Below are 18,507 nucleotides of genomic sequence, written 5' to 3' on the forward strand. Positions count from 1 at the left end.
GGCCGCCGCTGAGTGAGCGGCGGCCGGGGCGGCGGAACCGAGGTCTCGGTTCCGCCGCCTCGTCAGTGCTCGGCCCCGTCAGTGCTCGGCCCTGTCAGCGCTTGGCTCCGTCAGTGCTCGGCACCCATCACGGACGCGAAGGACGCCGGGTCGGCGTCGAAGCCGCGGATGGTCTCGCGGAACGACCAGGCGCCGGCGTCGTCCCTGACGAACTCGGCGACGGTCGCCGCCGTGCTGCCCGAGACGGGGGCCAGGTCGCTGTCCGCGAGGGCCGTGTGGCCCTCGCGGATCCGGACCGCGGCGTTGGGGATGTCGCCGAGGACCTTCTGCCGCTCCTGCTGCTGTATGGTCACGCCGACCACGACGCGGACGTACCGGGCCGCGAGGCGGTCCAGTTCGAGCACCATGACCTCGTCGTAGCCGAAGCCCTGGCCCGTGCGGCTGTCGCGGTTGAGGTGGATCGTGCCGTCGGGCGAGCGGCTGTCGAAGTGCACCAGGTACGCGGGGGTCCCGTACGGAGCGTCCGCCTCGTACGTCGCCGCGATGATGTCCAGGTCGTGGGGCGGCTCGCCCGCCGGGCTCGGGTCCCACTTGAGACCGACCTCGACCTTCTTGATCCCCTTGCTGATACCGCTCACGTGACCCGCCCCTCTTCGTGACCCGGACGCTGCCGTCCCGCCAGGATGTGACCGTGACACACGCTACGGCGTACGACTGACAACGTCGTAGCGCCGCTGGTCAGAAGCGTGCAACTGGGCCACAGAGGGCGGAGGTTGGCGTTCCGCGCGGCGGCGGAGATCATGGACGTATGACATGGAACGGGGAAGAGCTCGACATCGACGCCTATCTGGCGAGACTCGGGCACACGGGAGGGACGAAGCCGGATCTCGACACCCTGCGCGCGCTGCACCGCGCGCACGTGGCGGCGATCCCCTTCGAGAACCTGGAGATGATGCTCGGCCGTCCGGTCCCCCTCGACCTGGCCGCGCTGCAGGACAAGCTGGTCCGCCGCCGGCGCGGCGGCTACTGCTACGAACAGAACCTCCTCTTCGCGGCGGCACTCGAACGCATCGGCTTCGACGTCACCGGACTCGGGGCACGCGTGCGTGTCGGGGCGTCGGCCACGCGCGCAGTGACGCACATGCTGCTCTCCGTGCGGGTCGACGGCGAAGCCTGGCACTGTGACGTGGGGTTCGGGGGCGAGGGGCTGCTCGAACCGATGCCCCTGCGCGAGGGCGCGGAGGCACGCCAAGGAGAGTGGCGTTTTCGGCTCCACGGCGAGCGGGACGGCGTCCTGGTGCTGCGCACATGGCGGCCCGACGGCTGGTCCGACCTGTACGCGTACACCTCGGAGCCGCGTCTGCCCGTCGACTACGTGGTGATGAACCACTACACGTCCACCCACCCCATGTCGTCGTTCATCCGCCGCCCGGTGGTGCAGCGGGCGGCTCCCGAGGCGCGCCGCAGGCTCGTGGGGGACCAGCTGACGGTGACCCGTGCGGACGGCTCCGTGGCCGAACGAACCGTCCCGGTGAGCGAATTGCCGGACGTCCTCGTGCGGGAGTTCGGCATCGAACTGGACTCCGCCGACGTCGCACGGCTGATCAGCAGGCACTACGCCGGAGCATGACCCCGGTCGCGCTCCGCGCCGTACGATGGCGCGGTGCTGGTCAAGTGGATTCGCTGCACCGTGGTGGACCGTCGAGGGTTCGAGCGCGGGCAGCGGAAGTGGGCGGGGCTTCTGGGGGAGCCGGGGTTCCGGGGACAGGGCGGGGGGTGGAGCAGGGGGCGGCCGGGTGTCGCGCACGTCTTCGCCTTCTGGGAGAGCCGCGCCTTCTACGACTCCTTCATGGCCCGCTCCCACGACCGGCTCGCGGCGGCGCAGCAAGGCACGTACACGAACGCGCGGGCCAAGCTCTTCGACCACCGTTTCGACGTGAAGACCGGGTTCGAGCCGCGCTTCGGGGACGCCGACGTGGTGCGCGTCGCCCACTGCCGCGTCCATGAGGCGCGGGTGGAGCACTTCGCGCTGATGCAGCAGAAGATCTGGAACCCCGCGATGGCCGGCTCGCCGGGCATGCTGCGCGGGCTCTTCGGCGAGGCGCCGGGCCACGAGTTCCTGGTGCTCTCCATGTGGCGGTCCGCCGCCGAGCGCGGGAAGTACCGCGTCGAGCGGGTGGAGCGGCTCTCGCTGCGGGCCCAGACGGAGGCGGACATCGCCGCGCTCGCGGGGGACGTCGTCGACCTCGAACCGTCGTGGACGGTGTGACCCCGGACGCGCGCCGTGCCCGGCAGGGTCCGCCGCGTCCGGGAGGCCCGGAGTACGCCGGATGGAGTCCGTAAGGACACCCGGTCGAGTCACCGGGCACCGGGCCGATCTAGGGTTTCCGCATGGCACGCCCGCGGCGCATCATCCTGGTCCGGCACGGCGAGTCGGCGGGGAACGCCGACGACACCGTGTACGAGCGCGAACCCGATCACGCGCTGGCTCTCACCGACACGGGGTGGTCCCAGGCCGCTGACGCCGGGAAACGCCTCCATGAGGTGATCGGCCGGGAGCGGGTCAGCGTGTACGTCTCGCCGTACCGGCGCACGCACGAGACGCTCCAGGCGTTCCGGCTCGACCCCGAACTCATACGGGTGCGCGAGGAGCCACGGCTGCGCGAGCAGGACTGGGGCAACTGGCAGGACCGCGACGACGTACGCCTGCAGAAGGCCTATCGGGACGCGTACGGGCACTTCTTCTACCGCTTCGCGCAGGGCGAGTCCGGCGCGGACGTGTACGACAGGGTGGGGGCGTTCCTGGAGAGCCTCTACCGGAGCTTCGAGGCCCCCGACCACCCGCCGAACGTCCTCCTCGTCACGCACGGCCTCACCATGCGGCTGTTCTGCATGCGCTGGTTCCACTGGTCGGTCGCCGAGTTCGAGTCGCTGTCGAACCCCGGGAACGGCGAGATGAGGATGCTGGTGCTCGGCGAGGACGGCAAGTACGCGCTCGACCGGCCGTTCGAACGCTGGCGTGAGCCGGAGCCGTACGGCGTCACCGGATGACCCGGTGAACCGTTCGGATGGTGCTGTATCCGTCGACGACGAATTAGAGTGGCTGAGCGATGACCGCTGACTCCTCCTTCGAACGGCGCACGGAGCGTGCTCTCGCCAGCCTGCGCGGACTGGCGGTGGGAGACGCGCTGGGTTCCCAGTTCTTCGTGCCCGCGCACTACCCGCTGCTCAAGGGGCGACGGCTACCGGACGCTCCCTGGCAGTGGACCGACGACACCGAGATGGCCTGCTCCGTCCTCGCCGTCCTCGTCGAGCACCGGCGGATCGACCAGGACGCCCTCGCACTGTCGTTCGCCGAGCACCACGACTTCGACCGCGGCTACGGCCCGGCCGTCAACCGGCTGCTGCGGCTGGTCCGCGAGGGCGGAGACTGGCGGGAGCTGGCCTCCGCGCTCTTCAAGGGGCAGGGCTCCTGGGGGAACGGCGCCGCGATGCGCATCGCGCCCCTCGGAGCCTGGTACGCGGACGACCCCGAGCAGGCGACGCACCAGGCGGAGATCTCCGCCTACCCCACGCACCAGCACCGGGAGGCCGTGGTCGGCGCCATGGCGGTGGCCGCGGCGGCGGCGCTCGTCGCCGCCCCCTCCGGGCCGCCCACGCCGAAGGACCTCCTCGACGGAGTCATCGCCCTGGTGCCGCGCAGCGCCGTGGGGGCGGGGCTGCGCAGGGCGCGGGACATGCTCGACTACGGAGACGCGGTCACGGTCGCGGCGGTCCTCGGGTGCGGGCGCCGCACGACCGCCCATGACACGGTGCCGTTCGCGCTCTGGTCGGCGGCCCGTGGCCTCGGGGCGTACGAGCGCGCCATCTGGGACACCGCCCAGGTGGGCGGCGACATGGACACCACCTGCGCCATCGTGGGCGGCGTGGTCGCTTCCGGCGAGGGCGGGGCGCCGCCGCGGGAGTGGACCGAGCGCACGGAGGAGCTGCCCGACTGGGTTCCCGTGACCGCGCGGGACCGCTCGTAGCCTGTCCTGTCCCTGATCCGTCCGGCCGCTGGTCCGGCTGTCGCCGTGGTTCGGCTGCCACCGGGGTACGGCCGTCGCCGTGGTTCGCTGTCACGGTCATGACACAGGTGGAGGCGGCCAGGGGGCGTGCGGTGGCCGCGCGGCTACTGTGGTGCGCGCCGCCCGTTGATCTTGCCGGCGCGCACTGAACGAGATGCCGGTTCCCGGCAGCCCAGCGGCTCTCCGGCGCCGCCGTGCGCTGCGCCGGGCGCACCGGCCGGGAGGGGGCCCCGTGTCCGACAGCACGCCACCAGCAGACTCCGGAACACCGGCCGCGGACGGCGGGCCGCCGGGCGGTGGCAGGCCGCCGGGGGGCGAGGCGGCCACGGGTGGCGGCACGCCGGCCGGAGACGGTCCGGTGTCCGCGTCCGGGAACGACGCGCCCGCCGACCCCGACGCGCCCGCCGATCCCGACGCGCCCGCCGACCCCGACGGGCTCGTCGACGCCGACACGCCCGCCGCCGACGACCGCACGAACGCCGCGTCGCGCGATACGAAGCCCCAGGAACAGCTTCCCCGGGCCGAGACTCCGGCCGAAGCCGAAGCCGAAGCCGAAGCCGAAGCCGAAGCCGAAGCCGAAGCCGAAGCCGAAGCCGAAGCCGAAGCCGAAGCCGAAGCCGAAGCCGCAGCCGAAGTCACAGGCGAAGTCACAGCCGGAGCCGAGACGCGGGCCCGGGCTCAGGACCAGGCCCGGATCACCCCGGCCCAGGCACCGCCGCGAGGCGGCGCAGCGCGGCAAGCGACTGCCGGCGCCCCCCTCCTCGCCGATCTGCGGTCCGAGCCGCCCCGCTCCGTGCGGGCGGCCACGCTCTGGTCCGTGCTCGCCACCGGCGTGCTGAGCATGCTGCTCCTGGGCGAAGGACTCGCGCTCAATCTGCTGATCGTCGCCGTTCCGGCCACGCTGGCCGCCTTCTACGCCGCTCGGCCGACCGGACGCAGGCCACGCGCGTGGCCACTGGCCTGGGCGGTCGGCGGGCTCGCCCTGCTGATCGTGCCCGCCCTGCGGGACGCGGGATGGCCGTCGTTCCTCGCGGTGGTCTCCGCGGTCGCGCTCGGCTCCTTCGCGCTGCACCGCCCGCGGACCTGGCCCGGCGTGCTCCTCAGCCCCCTGGGCCTGTTCGACGGCGCCGTGAAGGGCCTCGGCTGGGGCTGGCGCGGGGCGCGCGAGCAGTGGGGCAGCGCGCGCGGGGCCGGGCCCGCGCTGCGGGCGCTCGCGGTGACCGCCGTGCTGCTCCTGGTCTTCGGTGCGCTGTTCGCCGGGGCCGACGCCGCCTTCGCCGGTCTGCTGGGCGATCTGATGCCGGACGCCTCCGTGGCCGACGGCCCGTCGCACGTCCTGCTGCTGGCCCTCGGGGTGACCGGCGCGCTCGCCGCCGCGCGCACGGCGGCGTCCCCGGTCCGCTGGGACCGGCTCGTGGTGCGCCCCGGGCGGCCCAGGAGCCGCGTGGAGTGGGCGCTGCCGCTCATCGTGCTCGACGTCCTGTTCGCGGCGTTCAACGCCGTCCAGCTCGCGGTCCTCTTCGGCGGCCACGACGCCGTCCTCGACAGGACCGGACTCTCCTACGCCACCTACGCGCGGCAGGGCTTCTGGCAGCTCCTGCTCGCCACGGTCCTCACCCTGGCCGTCATCGTGTTCGCGCTGCGCTGGGCCCCGCGCGGCGGAGCCAGGGACCGCACGCTGGTGCGCTCGGTGCTCGGTGTGCTCTGCGCGCTGACGCTCGTGGTGGTGGCGTCCGCGGTGCGCAGGATGGACATGTACGTGGAGGCGTACGGGCTGACCAGGCTGCGGATATCGGTCGTCGCCGTGGAGCTGTGGCTCGGCGTGATCATCCTGTTCATCATGGCCGCGGGGGTCTGGGGAGCCCGGTGGCTGCCGCGCGCCGTGGCCGCGAGCGCCGCCGCCGGTGTCCTCGCCTTCGGGCTGCTCTCGCCGGACGCGCTGATCGCGGAGCGCAACGTGCAGCGGTACGAGAAGACGGGCAAGCTCGACCTCGACTACGCGCGGCAGCTCTCGGCCGACGCGGTGCCCGCCCTCGACGCGTTGCCCGAGCCGCAGCGCTCCTGTGCCATCGCGGACATCGCCGACGGCCTCGGGGCCGAGCGCCCGCCCTGGTACGCCATGAGCCTGGGCGAGGCCAGGGCGCGGCGCGTCATCGAGGACCGGCCGCCGTCGGTGGACCCCCTCGTCTGCGGGCGGACGCGGACCGACCCGCCGTCCACCCCGTACGGCTCGGCCCCGTGACGTGGCCGGTGCCGAGCCGCCGAGGTGGCGTGACGGCCCGGCACGCGCGGGGTCCGGCACGCGCGGGGTCCGGTGCGGCGGCGCCGGGAGGCGCCGCCGTGCGGTCAGCCGCCCACCGGTCCCGCCGCGCCCGCGGTGCCGGAGAGCGCGTCCAGGTCGCTCTTGCGCACGCGGATCACGAGCACCGCGGTGACCAGGGCGAGCGCGGCCATCGCGACCGCAGGGATGAAGGCCGTCGAGATGCCCTCGGAGAGCACCTCGTGGCTCCAGGGCGCGGGCAGCTCGTGCGTCTTGGCGAACTCGGCCTTCTGCTCCGGGGACGCGTGGGCCATGAAGTCGGCCACCTGGTCCTCGGCCTCGTTCCTGCTGGCCGTGCCGAACACCGTGGTGAGGATGGAGAGGCCGAGCGAGCCGCCGACCTGCTGCGTGGCGTTGAGCAGCCCGGACGCCGCGCCCGCCTCGTGGGGGGCGACTCCGGAGACCGCGGTCAGTGTCAGGGTCACGAAGTTCAGACCCATGCCGAACCCGAAGAGCAGCATCGGACCGAGCACTCCGCCCGCGTACGAACTGTCGGGGCTGAGCAGGGTCTGCCAGCCGAGCCCGAGGGCGACGATGACCGAGCCGGTCACCATGAACGGCTTCGGGCCGAGCACCGGCAGGAACTTCTGCGACAGACCCGCGCCGAGCGCGATCACGGCCGTGACGGGCAGGAAGGCGAGGCCCGCCTCGATCGGTGTGTAGTTCAGGACGTTCTGCACGAAGAGCACGATGAAGAAGAACATCCCGAACATCGCCGCCGCGAGGCTGAGCATGATCACGTACGTGCCCGAGCGGTTGCGGTCGGCGAACATGCGGAGCGGCGTGATCGGCTCCTTGGCACGGCTCTCGATGAACGCGAACGCCGCGAGGAGGACGACCGCGGCCGCGAACGACCCCACGGTGAGGCCGTCGCGCCAGCCCTCCTCGGCGGACCGGATGAAGCCGTAGACCAGCGAGGCCATGCCGGCCGTCGAGGTGAGCGCGCCCGGGAGGTCGAAGCGGCCGGGGTGGCGCTCGGACTCGTTGATGTAGAGCGGCGTGAGGACGGCGATCAGGATGCCGATGGGCACGTTCACGAACAGGACCCAGCGCCAGTCGAGCCACTCGGTGAGCATGCCGCCCGCGAGGAGCCCGATCGCGCCGCCACCCGCGGACACGGCCGCGAAGACGCCGAACGCGCGGTTCCGCTCCGGTCCTTCGGGGAAGGTCGTCGTGATGAGGGCCAGCGAGGTGGGCGAGGCGATCGCGCCGCCGACGCCCTGCAGGGCCCGCGCGGCGAGCAGTTGCCAGGGCTCCTGCGCGAAACCGCCGAGCAGCGAGGCGGCGGTGAACAGGAGGATGCCGGCCATGAAGACGCGGCGACGCCCCAGGATGTCCCCGGCGCGCCCGCCGAGCAGGAGGAGGCCGCCGAAGGTGAGGGTGTACGCGCTGACGACCCACGTCAGGTCGGTCGTCGAGAAGTTGAGGGCCCCCTGGATGTGGGGCAACGCGATGTTCACAATCGTCGCGTCGAGGACCACCATGAGTTGGCAGGCCGCGATGACGGTGAGGGCGATGCCGGGGTGGCCCTCCCGGCGGGCCTTGTCCGGCTTGTGTGCTTGCGTCAGTTGAGAGGTAGTCACCAAGATCCCCCGCAAGTGCTTTAGTGAACGGTCCCGTTCACTGTCCCGAACGAAGGTAGTGACTCTCCTACAGTGAACGCAAGCGTTCACTGACCCGGTCGTGTCGCCCCGCAGACTTTTTCGTCCGATGGACGTCCGATGGAAAGAAGACACATGGCTACTTCGCGCTGGACCGCCGTCCCCGCTCGGACGGCTTCCCCACGGCGCCGCGGGCCTGTCCTTGAGCAGGCGATCCTGGAGGCTGCCCTGGAGCAGCTCAGTACGGTCGGCTGGAGCGGCCTGACGATGGAGGGCGTGGCCACGGCCGCGCAGACCGGCAAGGCGGCGGTCTACCGCCGCTGGCCGTCCAAGGAGGACCTGGTCGTGCACGCGCTGCGCGCGGGGCTGCCCCGGCTCGACGGCGTCCCCACGCACGGCACTGTCCGCGACGATCTTCTGGAGCTGTGCAAACGGATCAGGGACGCGATGTACTCACGCCCCGGATTCGCGCTGCGTGCCGTGCTTCACGAATGCGACACGGTGACGGCCGAGCGCTTCCACGACGTGATCTCCGAAGGCGTCGTGAATCCGAGCGTGCAGCTGATCAAGGAAGTCATCCGGCGTGGCATCGAGCGCGGAGAGGTGCGTTCCGGCGGCACGGACGCCTTTGTCTGCGACGTCATCCCCGCCATGCTGATGTACCGCTCCAAGGTGTGCGGGAGCGAATGGACGGACGAGGAGTTCGAGGGCCTCATCGATCAGGTGATGGTGCCGCTGCTGCGCCGCTGAGCGGTGGGCGGGACGGGTCTCCCCGGGGCCCCCGGCACCCCCGGGCGGCCTCCGGACGGCCCCAGGCGGCCCCCGAGGGGAACCGGGTGTCGCGGGCGGCCCCCGGGCGGCGTACGCTGTCAGGCGCCATGCCGTACGAAGCACCCACCCACACCGTCGAGCGCTCCCTGCGCGCCACCACCGGAGCGAAGATCGTCGCCGGTGTCGACGAAGTCGGGCGCGGCGCGTGGGCAGGACCGGTCACCGTCTGCGCGGCGGTCACGGGACTGCGCAGGCCCCCCGAGGGCCTCACCGACTCCAAGCTGATCAGCCCCAAGCGGCGCACCGCGCTCGCCGAGGAGCTGGAGGGCTGGGTCACCTCGCACGCCCTGGGGCACGCCTCGCACGAGGAGATCGACGAGATGGGGATGACGGCGGCGCTTCGGCTCGCCGCGGTGCGCGCCCTTGAGGGGCTGCCGGTCCGTCCGGACGCGGTCATCCTCGACGGCAAGCACGACTACCTCGGAACTCCTTGGCGGGTCCGTACGGTGATCAAGGGGGACCAGTCCTGTGTGGCCGTCGCCGCGGCTTCGGTGATCGCCAAGGTCCGGCGCGACAAAATGATGGCCGAACTGGGCATCGACCATGCAGACTTCGGTTTCGCGGCCAATGCCGGCTATCCGTCGCCGGTGCACAGGGCCGCGCTGGCGGAGCGGGGGCCCACCCCGTACCACCGGCTTTCGTGGGCGTATCTTGATGCGCTGCCCCAGTGGCGGCACCTCAAGAAGGCCCGCAGCTGGGCGGACGGAAATGTTCCGGAAATCGAGGGTCAGCTCGGCTTTGAGTTCTGACGCTTTACCGGCGCTTCCGGCCGCACTTTTGTGCCACCCGCCGACGCGATTCGCATCGGCGTTTGATAGACAACACTTCATGCCTCTCCTTCCCGAGGAGCCTCAGATTCACGAGAGTGCCCAGGGTCCCCGCGCCACGCCGGCCAGCGGCCGCACCGCGCCGACCCCCCGCCCCGTACCCGGTCCGCGTCCCGTCGCGCCGCCGCGCCCCGGCCGTCCGGGCCCCGCCCGGCCGGCGCCGCCGGTGCAGCGCGCGCCGCACGCCGCGGCCGCCAAGCCAGGGCCCGCCGCCCCGGCAGTCCCCGCCCCCGCCGCGAGCCGTCCGGCTCCGGCCGTGGCCCCCGCCGACGGTGCCGCCGCTCCGGTCCCGCAGATCCAGCTCATCCCGGCCTCGGCCGAGGGCGCGCTCGACGCGGCCGAAGAGGCGGTCGACCTGCTCCTGGACACCGGGCGCGCGCCCGGTGACGTGCTGGTGGTCACCACCGGCGACCCGCACCCGTGGGCCACGCACGAGCTGTCCTTCGGCGAGGCCGCCTACTGGGCGCAGCACGACGCGGGCGACGACGTCTTCTACGCCGACGCCGCCGCCCTCGACCGTGCCGCGGCCAGGCCCGTGGTCGTCGTCGCCGTCAACGGCGGCGGCGAGGAGAGCGCGCTCGCCGCGCTCCCCAAGGCCGTCACCCGGACAGGCGCCCTGCTGATCGTGTGCGGGGACCCGCAGCGGATCAACTCGATGCTGGGCGCGGGCGTCTGACGCGCGCGCCGGGCCGCCGCCGTCCGCTGCGGAGTCCGCGCTGACCGGTACGTGATCACGTGCCGTTCGGCGCGGCCTTGCCGTGTCCGTGTGCCGGAGCGCGGGTGCGTGCCGGAGCGTGCTCTCAGCGTGCCGCCGCCCGGCGGAGCACCTCCGACGCCGCGCCTCCGGTGCGGTTCGCCGGGGGATCGTCGCCGGTCAGGGAACCGGGGCGGGAACCGGCGCTGGGGCGGCGTCCGCCGCGCCCCTCGCCGAGCACCTGCCAGCCGCCACGGGTCAGCGTGATGTAGGCCCCGCAGCGCAGCCCGTGCAGTGTGCAGGCGTCCCGCAGGCCCCACATCCAGGCCCCGTCCTCCGGGGTCCAACGCGCGTCGCCCTCACGGCAGTAGAGCAGCACGGCCGTGCGCACCGGGGCGCGCCGCCGCAGGTCGTGCGGGATGATCCGGCGCAACTGCGACAGCAGGGCGTTGCGGAAGACCCAGCCGTCGGTCGCCGCCGCGCGCCTGCCGAACGAGGCGCTCGCGCAGAGCCGTTCGTCGGCGTCGAGCACGGCCACGACCGCCGTCGCGGGCCCTGGCCGGTGCCGGAAGTGCAGGCCGGTGACGACCTCGCGCGGGTTGCGCAGCAGCGGGATGCCCGCGGCCGCCCACTCCTCGGGTTCGAGCATCCGGGCCAGCCGGTGCGCGGAGTCGACGGGCATCCCGACCGGGGCGGAGGGCTGCCCGGCGCCGGGCCACTCGGACGCCTCACGCGCCGTGGGCGCCCCGGACATCCCCTCGGCCCCGTGGGTCCCCTCGGACCGGTGGGTCTCCTCGGCCCTGTACGTCTCCTCGAACGAGGCGAATCCGAAGGTCATGGTCCTCCCTTCGGCTGCGCCCGCGCAGGGGGCGGGATGGAACTGCGGGAGCGCGCCGCGCCATGGCCTGGGCAGGTCACACGGGCCGCGCGGGGAGCTGTTCCAATTCTTCCCGCCGCACCGGCTCGCGGCAATGAACAATTGGGGCCGCACGCCGGTATCGGACGATGCGTCGCGTATATCCTTCCCCGCTTCAGGGTCTTCGACGCTTGCCGCGGTTGTGTACAGGGACGGGTGCCCCGTCCGCGAAGGCCCTCCGCATCCCGGTCGGGGCGGGCGCGCGGCGGTGAGGTGGCCGATTGTCAGTGGCATCGGGTTGCATGGGGGCATGGACGATCTGGAGCTCCGCGCCGAAGCCGATGCAATCCTCGCCGACCTCGTCGGCGACCGAAGCGGTGCGGCGCGGCTGCGTGAGGACCAGTGGCAGGCCGTCGCCGCTCTGGTGAAGGAGCGCAGACGCGCCCTGGTGGTGCAGCGCACCGGCTGGGGCAAGTCGGCGGTGTACTTCGTCGCGACCGCCCTGCTGCGCCGCCGCGGCGCGGGCCCCACGGTGATCATCTCGCCCCTGCTCGCGCTCATGCGCAACCAGGTCGAGTCGGCGGCGCGGGCGGGCATCCGGGCCCGCACCATCAACTCCGCCAACCCCGAGGAGTGGGGGACGATCTACGGAGAGGTGGAGCGCGGCGAGACCGACGTGCTCCTCGTCAGCCCCGAGCGGCTCAACTCCGTGGACTTCCGCGAGCAGGTGCTGCCCGAGCTGGCGGCGACGACCGGCCTCCTCGTGGTCGACGAGGCGCACTGCATCTCCGACTGGGGCCATGACTTCCGCCCCGACTACCGCAGGCTGCGCGCGATGCTCGCCGAGCTGTCCGAGGGCGTCCCCGTGCTCGCCACCACCGCGACGGCGAACGCACGGGTGACCGCGGACGTCGCCGAGCAGCTCGGCACCGGCGCGGGCGAGGCCCTGGTGCTGCGCGGCACGCTGGAGAGGGAGAGCCTGCGGCTCGGCGTGGTCGCGCTGCCGGACGCCGCGCACCGCTTGGCCTGGCTCGCGGAGCACCTGCCGGAGCTCCAGGGCTCCGGGATCATCTACGCGCTCACGGTGGCCGCGGCCGAGGAGGCCACCGCTTTCCTGCGGCAGCGCGGCTTCGACGTGGCCTCGTACACGGGACGCACGGAGAACGCCGACCGGCTGCAGGCCGAGACCGACCTCCAGGAGAACCGCGTCAAGGCGCTGGTCGCCACATCCGCGCTCGGCATGGGCTTCGACAAGCCGGACCTGGGCTTCGTGGTCCACCTCGGTTCGCCGTCCTCGCCGATCGCGTACTACCAGCAGGTCGGGCGCGCGGGCCGCGGCGTCGAGCACGCCGACGTCCTGCTCCTGCCCGGCAAGGAGGACGAGGCCATCTGGCGCTATTTCGCCGATACGGCCTTCCCGCCCGAGGCGCAGGTGCGGCAGACCCTCGCCGCCCTCACGGACGCGGGCCGCCCGCTGTCCGTGCCGGCCCTGGAGGCGTCGGTCGACCTGAGGCGCACCCGCCTGGAGACCATGCTGAAGGTCCTCGACGTCGACGGCGCGGTCAAGCGGGTCAAGGGCGGCTGGACGGCCACGGGCGCCGACTGGATGTACGACGCGGAGCGCTATGCCTGGGTGGCGAAGCAGCGGGCGGCCGAGCAGCAGGCCATGCGGGACTACGTGAGCACGGACCAGTGCCGCATGGAGTTCCTGCGCCGGCAGCTCGACGACGAGGGGGCCGCCCCCTGCGGCCGCTGCGACAACTGCGCGGGCGCGTGGGCGGACGCGGCCGTCTCGGCCGAGACGCTGACGGGGGCCACCAAGGAGCTGGACCGTCCGGGCGTGGAGATCGAGCCGCGCCGGATGTGGCCCACGGGCATGGCCGCCCTCGGCGTCGACCTCAAGGGGCGCATCCCGGCGAAGGAGCAGTGCTCCACCGGACGTGCCATCGGACGGCTCTCGGACATCGGCTGGGGCAACCGCCTGCGCCCGCTGCTCGCCGATACCGCGCCCGACGGCCCCGTCCCCGACGACGTCCTGCGCGCCGCGGTGGACGTCCTCGCCGACTGGGCGCGCTCCGCGGGGGGCTGGGCATCGGGGGCCGACGACGCCCCGGCGCGGCCGGTGGGCGTCGTCGCCGTGCCGTCGCTGGCCCGGCCGCAGCTGGTCGGTTCGCTCGCTCAGGGCGTCGCGTCCATCGGCCGCCTGCCGTTCCTCGGCACGCTGACGTACACCGGGGCGCAGGGCGCGCACGCGGCCCGCCGCAGCAACTCCGCGCAGCGGCTCAGAGCGCTGTCCGGTGCCTTCGCCGTCTCCGACGAGCTGGCGGATGCCCTGGCGGCGGCCCCGGGGCCGGTGCTGCTCGTGGACGACAGCACGGACTCCGGCTGGACCCTGGCGGTCGCCGCCCGCCTGCTGCGCAGAGCGGGCGCCGACCGGGTCCTTCCGCTGGTGCTCGCGGCGGCGGGGTGATGCCCGGAGGTCCCGCCGCCGAGGGGTGGCCGGATGCCGGTGCGAACTCTCAGGGGCGGCTGGTCAGGTAGCCGCCCATGGAGGTGAAGTACTCCGTGGCGGGCAGCTCCCGGCCGTCCTCGGTGCGGACGCGCGTGATGGCGAGTCCGTGGTTGCGGCCGGTGCGGGCGTCGGCTCCGGCGACGATCACCACGCCTTCGCCCTCGCGGTAGAAGATGCGGCCCGGCGTGCCGCCGTAGCGGCCCTCGGAGACCACCGCGGTGACGATTTCGAGCCGCTTGCCCTTGTGGAAGGCGAAGGCGCTCGGGTACGGCGCGGACTGGGCGCGGACCAGGCGCTCCAGGTCCTCGGCGGGCCAGGTCCAGTCGATGCGGATGTCCTCCTCGGCCCGCTTGTGGAAGAAGCTGGCCTGGGAGCGGTCCTGCTTGGTGAACTCCGTCTGTCCGGACGCGATGAGGTCGAGCGCGCCGATGGTGACGGGGGCGATCAGGTCGACCGTCTTGTGGAAGAGGTCGGTCGCGGTGTCCGTGGGGCCGACGGGGACGGCCTCCTGCCGGACGATGTCACCGGCGTCCAGCTCGTCGTCCATCATGTGCGCGGTCACGCCGACTTCGGGCTCGCCGTTGATCATCGCCCAGATGATCGGGGAGAAGCCCGCGTACTTCGGCAGGAGCGAGTCGTGGACGTTCAGCGTGCCGTGGCGCGGGAGGCCGAAGATGCGCGGGGGAATCCACGTACGCCAGTTGTTGGCGACGATGATGTCCGGGTCGGCCTCCTTGAGGCGCGCGAACAGCTCCTCGTCGTCGGGGCGGTTGCGGATCACCACCGGGACGCCGTGCTCCTCGGCGAGGTCGGCGACGGAGTCGCTCCAGATCTTCTCGTACGCGTGCTCGCTCTTGGGGTGCGTCACGACGAGGACCACGTCGTGCTCGGACTCCAGCAGGGCTTGCAGGGTGCGGTGGCCCCAGGTCTGGTAACCGAACATGACGACCCGCATCGGGGTTCCTCCTCAGGGCAGGGGTTTGGCCAGTAGCCAGTTAAGCAAGGCTTACCTTAGTTTGCAATAAGCGGATGCCGCGCTCCAGTTGACCGACCGCCAAGTCCGGTTGCCCGCCTTGCCTATCGACAGGCGGATGCGATTAGCTTAGGCTCACCTAAGTTGGTGGGCCGCGCCGTCGGCGTGCCCACCGGACGCACCTTCCCCACGCCTGACAGGCGGCTTCCCCGCACGATTGGGAGAGACATGTCACAGGTTCTTCCTGGCGACGCACCACTGGTCCACGACCTCATCGGCATCGGTTTCGGACCGTCCAATGTGGCCATGGCCATCGCGCTCAACGAGCACAACGCCCGCGTCGGCAGGCAGGAGGCGGTCACCGCTCACTTCTTCGAGCAGCAGTCGAGCTTCGGCTGGCACCGCGGCATGCTCATCGACGACGCGACCATGCAGGTGTCCTTCCTGAAGGACCTCGTGACGCAGCGGAACCCCACGAGCGAGTTCAGCTTCCTCTGCTACCTGAAGGCCAAGGGGCGGCTGACCGACTTCATCAACCACAAGAACCTCTTCCCGCTGCGGGTGGAGTTCCACGACTACCTCGAATGGGCCGCCGCCAAGGTCGACGACATGGTCTCCTACGGCCACGAGGTCGTCGGCGTCACGCCGCACGTCCGCGACGGAGCCGTGGAGTTCCTCGACGTGACGGTCAGGTCGGGGGAGGGGCTCGCGGTCCACCGCGCCCGCAACCTCGTCATCGGCACCGGCCTGCGCCCCCTCGTACCCGAGGGCGTCGAGCGCGGCGAGCGCGTCTGGCACAACTCCGAACTGCTCACGAAGGTCGACCGGATCGAGGGCACGAACCCGCGGCGGTTCGTCGTCGTGGGCGCCGGGCAGAGCGCCGCGGAGAACGTGGCCTACCTGCACCGCCGCTTCCCCGAGGCCGAGGTCTGCGCCGTCTTCTCGCGCTACGGCTACAGCCCCGCCGACGACAGCAGCTTCGCCAACCGGATCTTCGACCCGGGGGCGGTCGACGAGTACTACGCCGCTCCGGAGGGCGTCAAGAGCCGCCTGATGGACTACCACGGGAACACCAACTACTCCGTGGTGGACATCGACCTGATCGACGACCTGTACCGGCAGATGTACCAGGAGAAGGTCCTCGGCACCGAGCGGCTGCGCTTCCTCAACGTCTCCCGGCTCTCCGGGGTCAAGGAGACGGACGACGCGGTCCGCGCCACCGTGACGTCGCTCGTCACCGGCGAGGAGACCCACCTCGACGCCGACGTCGTGGTGTGCGCCACCGGCTACAGCCCCGCCGACCCGCTCGGCCTGCTCGGCGAGGTGGCCGACCACTGCCTGCGCGACGAGGCGGGCCGCGTCCGCGTCGAGCGCGACTACCGCGTGGCGACCGACCCCGAGCTGGCCTGCGGCATCTACCTCCAGGGCGGCACCGAACACACGCACGGCATCACCTCGTCCCTGCTGTCCAACATCGCGATCCGGGTCGGCGAGATACTGGACTCCGTGCTCGACCGGCGCGCCGCGCCCGCCTCGGACGGGGCGGCGGCGGTCGCCGACGGCACCGGCAGCACCACCCGATAACGTACGTCGTCATGAGCACGACTGCGGTGGAGCGTCCCGCGGCCCCGGCCGCGGTCACAACAGGGGCCCGACGGCGGCGGGTTGCGGGGCTCGGCGTGCTCGCCGTGCTCCTCCTCGTCGCGGCGGCGGCCTCGCTGGCCGTCGGCGCGCGTGCGCTGACCCCCGGCGAGGTGTGGCACGGACTCTTCGCCGCACCGGAGGCCGACCAGCGGCTCACCGAGATCAGGCTCATCGTGGAGACCGTGCGCGTGCCCCGGACGGTGCTCGCGATCGTGGCGGGCATCGCCCTCGGGGTCGGCGGCGCGCTGATCCAGGGCTACACGCGCAACCCCATCGCGGACACGGGACTGCTCGGGGTGAACGCGGGCGCGTCGTTCGCCGTCGTCTTCGTGACGGCGGTGTTCGGGTTCTCCAGCCCCTTCCAGTACGTGTGGTTCGCCTTCCTGGGGGCGGCGGTCGCCGGGGTCGTCGTGTTCGGCCTCGCGAGCATCGGGCGCGGGGCGGGCAACCCGCTCACGCTCGCGCTCGCCGGGCAGGGCATCACGGTGTTCCTCGCGGCGATGACCACCGCGGTCTCCCTCTCGGACCAGAAGTCGCTCAACGCGCTGCGGTTCTGGAACGCCGGCTCCGTGGCAGGCGTCAAGTTCGACGTCATCTGGCCGGTGACCGGGTTCATCGCCGTGGGGCTCGTCCTCGCCCTCACCACGCTGCCCTCCCTCAACCTGCTGAACCTGGGCGAGGACGTGGCGCGCGGGCTCGGCGTGAACATCGCCCTGAGCAGGACCGTCGGCATCCTCGCCATCACCCTGCTCGCGGGGGCGGCCACCGCGGCGTGCGGCCCGATCGCCTTCGTCGGACTCATGGTGGCCCACGTCGCCCGCCATCTGACGGGGCCCGACTACCGCTGGCTCGTGCCGTACGCGGGTCTGCTCGGCGCCCTCGTACTGCTGGTCTGCGACATCGTGGGGCGCCTGGTGGTGCGCCCCGGCGAACTGGACGCCGGAGTCGTCGTCGCCCTCATCGGCGCCCCGTTCTTCGCGGTCCTGGTCTGGCGCGGAAAGTTCAAGGGCGCATGAGCGGAACACAGGAACGCGTGAACGGGTCGGACGTGAGCGGTACGGGCGTGGGCGGGACGAATAAGAGCGGCACGGGCGGTACCGACGTCGACGGTACGGAGGTGAAGGCGTCAGTGACGCCGGGCGTGCGGCTCGGCCCGGTCTCGTTCGTCTGGCGCCCCTACGTCGTCCTCGTCACGCTGCTCCTCGCGGCGGCCACCTTCCTGGTGTTCTGCCTCTCCATCAGCATCGGCGACTTCCCCATCGGCCTCTCCCGGGTGATGGCGACGATCGCCGGCAGGGGCGAACAGGTCGACGAGTTCGTGGTCATGGACCTGCGGATGCCGCGGGCGATGGCCGGGCTCGTCGTCGGCGTCGCGCTCGGCGTCTCGGGAGCGCTCACGCAGTCCGTCGCCCGAAACCCCCTGGCCAGCCCCGACATCCTCGGCATCACCGGCGGCGCGAGCGCGGTCGCGGTCTGCCTCGTGACGGTGTCGGGCGGGACCGCCGCGGCGGTCGTCAGCTCCGTCGGGCTCTCCGCGGCGGCGCTCGCCGGCGGGCTCGGCACGGGGCTGCTGGTGTACTTCATGGCCTGGCGGCGCGGGATCGACGGCTTCCGGCTCATCCTCATCGGCATCTCGGTGAGCGCCGTGATGGAGGCGGTCACGACCTGGCTCCTCGTCACGGCCGACATCCGCGACGTGGCCCGCGCGCAGGCCTGGCTGGTCGGCTCGCTGGACAACCGGTCGTGGGACGAGGTGTGGGTGGCGCTCTGGTGCTCGCTCGCCCTGCTGGCGGTCGTGACGGCCGTCGCGTTCCAGTTCAAGCCCCTGCACCTGGGCGACGACGTCGCCGCGGGCCTCGGCGTACGGTACTCGCGGGTGCGGGCGGTCCTGCTGCTCTGCGCGGTGCTCCTCGCCGCCGTCGCGGTGAGCGCGGCGGGCCCCGTGCCCTTCGTGGCGCTGGTCGCACCGCAGGTGGCGATGCGTCTGGCACGCTGCCCCACACCGCCGTTGGCGGCGTCGGGCCTGGTCGGGGCGCTGCTCCTGATCGGTGCCGACCTGACCGCGCGCACGGCGCTGCCGATGACGCTGCCGGTCGGCGTGGTGACCGCCGCGATCGGCGGTCCGTTCCTCGTCTACCTGTTGGTGCGGGCGAACCTCCGATAGATAATGCGAAGGTTAGCC

Annotated in this window: 16 protein-coding genes; 12 read left to right on the top strand and 4 right to left on the bottom strand. The window is 72.5% G+C overall.

All coding sequences use genetic code 11. From position 1 onward, the window contains the following. Positions 1-110: 110 nt before the first annotated feature. A complete protein-coding gene (locus AB0I16_RS02055; RefSeq protein ID WP_363247360.1) occupies positions 111-638 on the bottom strand; it encodes a TerD family protein in 528 nt (175 codons plus the stop codon). 170 nt (positions 639-808) lie between these two features. Between AB0I16_RS02055 and AB0I16_RS02060 the strand changes: the two genes are divergently transcribed. The 5 genes from AB0I16_RS02060 to AB0I16_RS02080 all read left to right on the top strand — a co-directional run bounded on the left by AB0I16_RS02060 (position 809) and on the right by AB0I16_RS02080 (position 6,309). Next, entirely contained in the window at positions 809-1,630 is an 822-nt protein-coding gene (locus AB0I16_RS02060; protein WP_363247361.1) for an arylamine N-acetyltransferase, read from the top strand. A gap of 33 nt (positions 1,631-1,663) precedes the next feature. Next, a complete protein-coding gene (locus tag AB0I16_RS02065) occupies positions 1,664-2,269 on the top strand; it encodes a YdbC family protein (RefSeq protein ID WP_363247362.1) in 606 nt (201 codons plus the stop codon). A 122-nt stretch (positions 2,270-2,391) separates the two neighbouring features. Then, positions 2,392-3,051 carry a histidine phosphatase family protein gene (locus AB0I16_RS02070; protein ID WP_363247363.1) on the top strand — a complete coding sequence of 220 codons (660 nt, stop codon included), beginning with the start codon at positions 2,392-2,394 and terminating at the stop codon, positions 3,049-3,051. Between the two features lie 59 nt (positions 3,052-3,110). Then, entirely contained in the window at positions 3,111-4,028 is a 918-nt protein-coding gene (locus tag AB0I16_RS02075) for an ADP-ribosylglycohydrolase family protein (protein ID WP_363247364.1), read from the top strand. Positions 4,029-4,836: 808 nt separating this feature from the next. Then, positions 4,837-6,309 (top strand): DUF4173 domain-containing protein, encoded by a 1,473-nt coding sequence (locus AB0I16_RS02080; RefSeq protein ID WP_363247558.1) that lies wholly within the window; start codon positions 4,837-4,839, stop codon positions 6,307-6,309. A 104-nt stretch (positions 6,310-6,413) separates the two neighbouring features. Here AB0I16_RS02080 and AB0I16_RS02085 read toward each other — a convergent pair whose 3' ends face one another. Further along, positions 6,414-7,970 (bottom strand): MFS transporter, encoded by a 1,557-nt coding sequence (locus AB0I16_RS02085; RefSeq protein WP_363247365.1) that lies wholly within the window; start codon positions 7,968-7,970, stop codon positions 6,414-6,416. Between the two features lie 153 nt (positions 7,971-8,123). Here AB0I16_RS02085 and AB0I16_RS02090 point away from each other — a divergent pair, with 153 nt between their 5' ends. The 3 genes from AB0I16_RS02090 (at position 8,124) to AB0I16_RS02100 (ending at position 10,322) form a co-directional block, all read left to right on the top strand. Beyond that, complete coding sequence (locus tag AB0I16_RS02090; protein ID WP_363247366.1) at positions 8,124-8,738, top strand: TetR/AcrR family transcriptional regulator; 615 nt, start codon at positions 8,124-8,126, stop codon at positions 8,736-8,738. Positions 8,739-8,866: 128 nt separating this feature from the next. Then, on the top strand, positions 8,867-9,568 hold the full coding sequence (locus AB0I16_RS02095) for a ribonuclease HII (RefSeq protein WP_363247367.1): 702 nt from the start codon (positions 8,867-8,869) through the stop codon (positions 9,566-9,568). Between the two features lie 79 nt (positions 9,569-9,647). Continuing rightward, positions 9,648-10,322 carry a hypothetical protein gene (locus AB0I16_RS02100; protein ID WP_363247368.1) on the top strand — a complete coding sequence of 225 codons (675 nt, stop codon included), beginning with the start codon at positions 9,648-9,650 and terminating at the stop codon, positions 10,320-10,322. A gap of 124 nt (positions 10,323-10,446) precedes the next feature. On the opposite strand, the gene AB0I16_RS02105 is transcribed toward AB0I16_RS02100, so the two are convergent. Continuing rightward, entirely contained in the window at positions 10,447-11,022 is a 576-nt protein-coding gene (locus AB0I16_RS02105; RefSeq protein ID WP_363247559.1) for a hypothetical protein, read from the bottom strand. 484 nt (positions 11,023-11,506) lie between these two features. Here AB0I16_RS02105 and AB0I16_RS02110 point away from each other — a divergent pair, with 484 nt between their 5' ends. Next, positions 11,507-13,666: a DEAD/DEAH box helicase gene (locus AB0I16_RS02110; RefSeq protein WP_363247369.1), complete on the top strand. Its 2,160-nt coding sequence runs from the start codon at positions 11,507-11,509 to the stop codon at positions 13,664-13,666. A 49-nt stretch (positions 13,667-13,715) separates the two neighbouring features. Here the strand turns inward: AB0I16_RS02110 and AB0I16_RS02115 are convergent, their stop codons facing one another. After that, positions 13,716-14,663: a methionyl-tRNA formyltransferase gene (locus tag AB0I16_RS02115; protein WP_363247370.1), complete on the bottom strand. Its 948-nt coding sequence runs from the start codon at positions 14,661-14,663 to the stop codon at positions 13,716-13,718. A 246-nt stretch (positions 14,664-14,909) separates the two neighbouring features. On the opposite strand from AB0I16_RS02115, the gene AB0I16_RS02120 reads away from it, so the two are divergent. Genes AB0I16_RS02120 through AB0I16_RS02130 form a run of 3 tightly spaced genes read left to right on the top strand, consistent with a single transcriptional unit; the run spans position 14,910 to position 18,489 of the window. Next, on the top strand, positions 14,910-16,265 hold the full coding sequence (locus tag AB0I16_RS02120; RefSeq protein ID WP_363247371.1) for a lysine N(6)-hydroxylase/L-ornithine N(5)-oxygenase family protein: 1,356 nt from the start codon (positions 14,910-14,912) through the stop codon (positions 16,263-16,265). 11 nt (positions 16,266-16,276) lie between these two features. Further along, positions 16,277-17,341, top strand: a complete 1,065-nt coding sequence (locus tag AB0I16_RS02125) for an iron ABC transporter permease (RefSeq protein WP_363247372.1) — start codon at positions 16,277-16,279, stop codon at positions 17,339-17,341. Further along, positions 17,338-18,489 (top strand): iron chelate uptake ABC transporter family permease subunit, encoded by a 1,152-nt coding sequence (locus AB0I16_RS02130; RefSeq protein ID WP_363247373.1) that lies wholly within the window; start codon positions 17,338-17,340, stop codon positions 18,487-18,489. The genes AB0I16_RS02125 and AB0I16_RS02130 overlap by 4 nt, the downstream gene beginning before the upstream one ends. Positions 18,490-18,507: the final 18 nt, after the last annotated feature.

Source organism: Streptomyces sp. NPDC050703 (assembly GCF_040654435.1).
Classification (GTDB): Bacteria; Actinomycetota; Actinomycetes; order Streptomycetales; family Streptomycetaceae; genus Streptomyces.

Bases quoted from the DNA above. Each gene is read 5' to 3' on its own strand.
- AB0I16_RS02095 (WP_363247367.1), top strand. From the start codon at position 8,867: ATGCCGTACGAAGCACCCACCCACACCGTCGAGCGCTCCCTGCGCGCC.
- AB0I16_RS02125 (WP_363247372.1), top strand. From the start codon at position 16,277: ATGAGCACGACTGCGGTGGAGCGTCCCGCGGCCCCGGCCGCGGTCACA.
- AB0I16_RS02070 (WP_363247363.1), top strand. From the start codon at position 2,392: ATGGCACGCCCGCGGCGCATCATCCTGGTCCGGCACGGCGAGTCGGCG.
- AB0I16_RS02100 (WP_363247368.1), top strand. From the start codon at position 9,648: ATGCCTCTCCTTCCCGAGGAGCCTCAGATTCACGAGAGTGCCCAGGGT.
- AB0I16_RS02105 (WP_363247559.1), bottom strand. From the start codon at position 11,022: ATGCCCGTCGACTCCGCGCACCGGCTGGCCCGGATGCTCGAACCCGAG.
- AB0I16_RS02110 (WP_363247369.1), top strand. From the start codon at position 11,507: ATGGACGATCTGGAGCTCCGCGCCGAAGCCGATGCAATCCTCGCCGAC.
- AB0I16_RS02060 (WP_363247361.1), top strand. From the start codon at position 809: ATGACATGGAACGGGGAAGAGCTCGACATCGACGCCTATCTGGCGAGA.
- AB0I16_RS02130 (WP_363247373.1), top strand. From the start codon at position 17,338: ATGAGCGGAACACAGGAACGCGTGAACGGGTCGGACGTGAGCGGTACG.
- AB0I16_RS02115 (WP_363247370.1), bottom strand. From the start codon at position 14,663: ATGCGGGTCGTCATGTTCGGTTACCAGACCTGGGGCCACCGCACCCTG.
- AB0I16_RS02090 (WP_363247366.1), top strand. From the start codon at position 8,124: ATGGCTACTTCGCGCTGGACCGCCGTCCCCGCTCGGACGGCTTCCCCA.
- AB0I16_RS02120 (WP_363247371.1), top strand. From the start codon at position 14,910: ATGTCACAGGTTCTTCCTGGCGACGCACCACTGGTCCACGACCTCATC.
- AB0I16_RS02075 (WP_363247364.1), top strand. From the start codon at position 3,111: ATGACCGCTGACTCCTCCTTCGAACGGCGCACGGAGCGTGCTCTCGCC.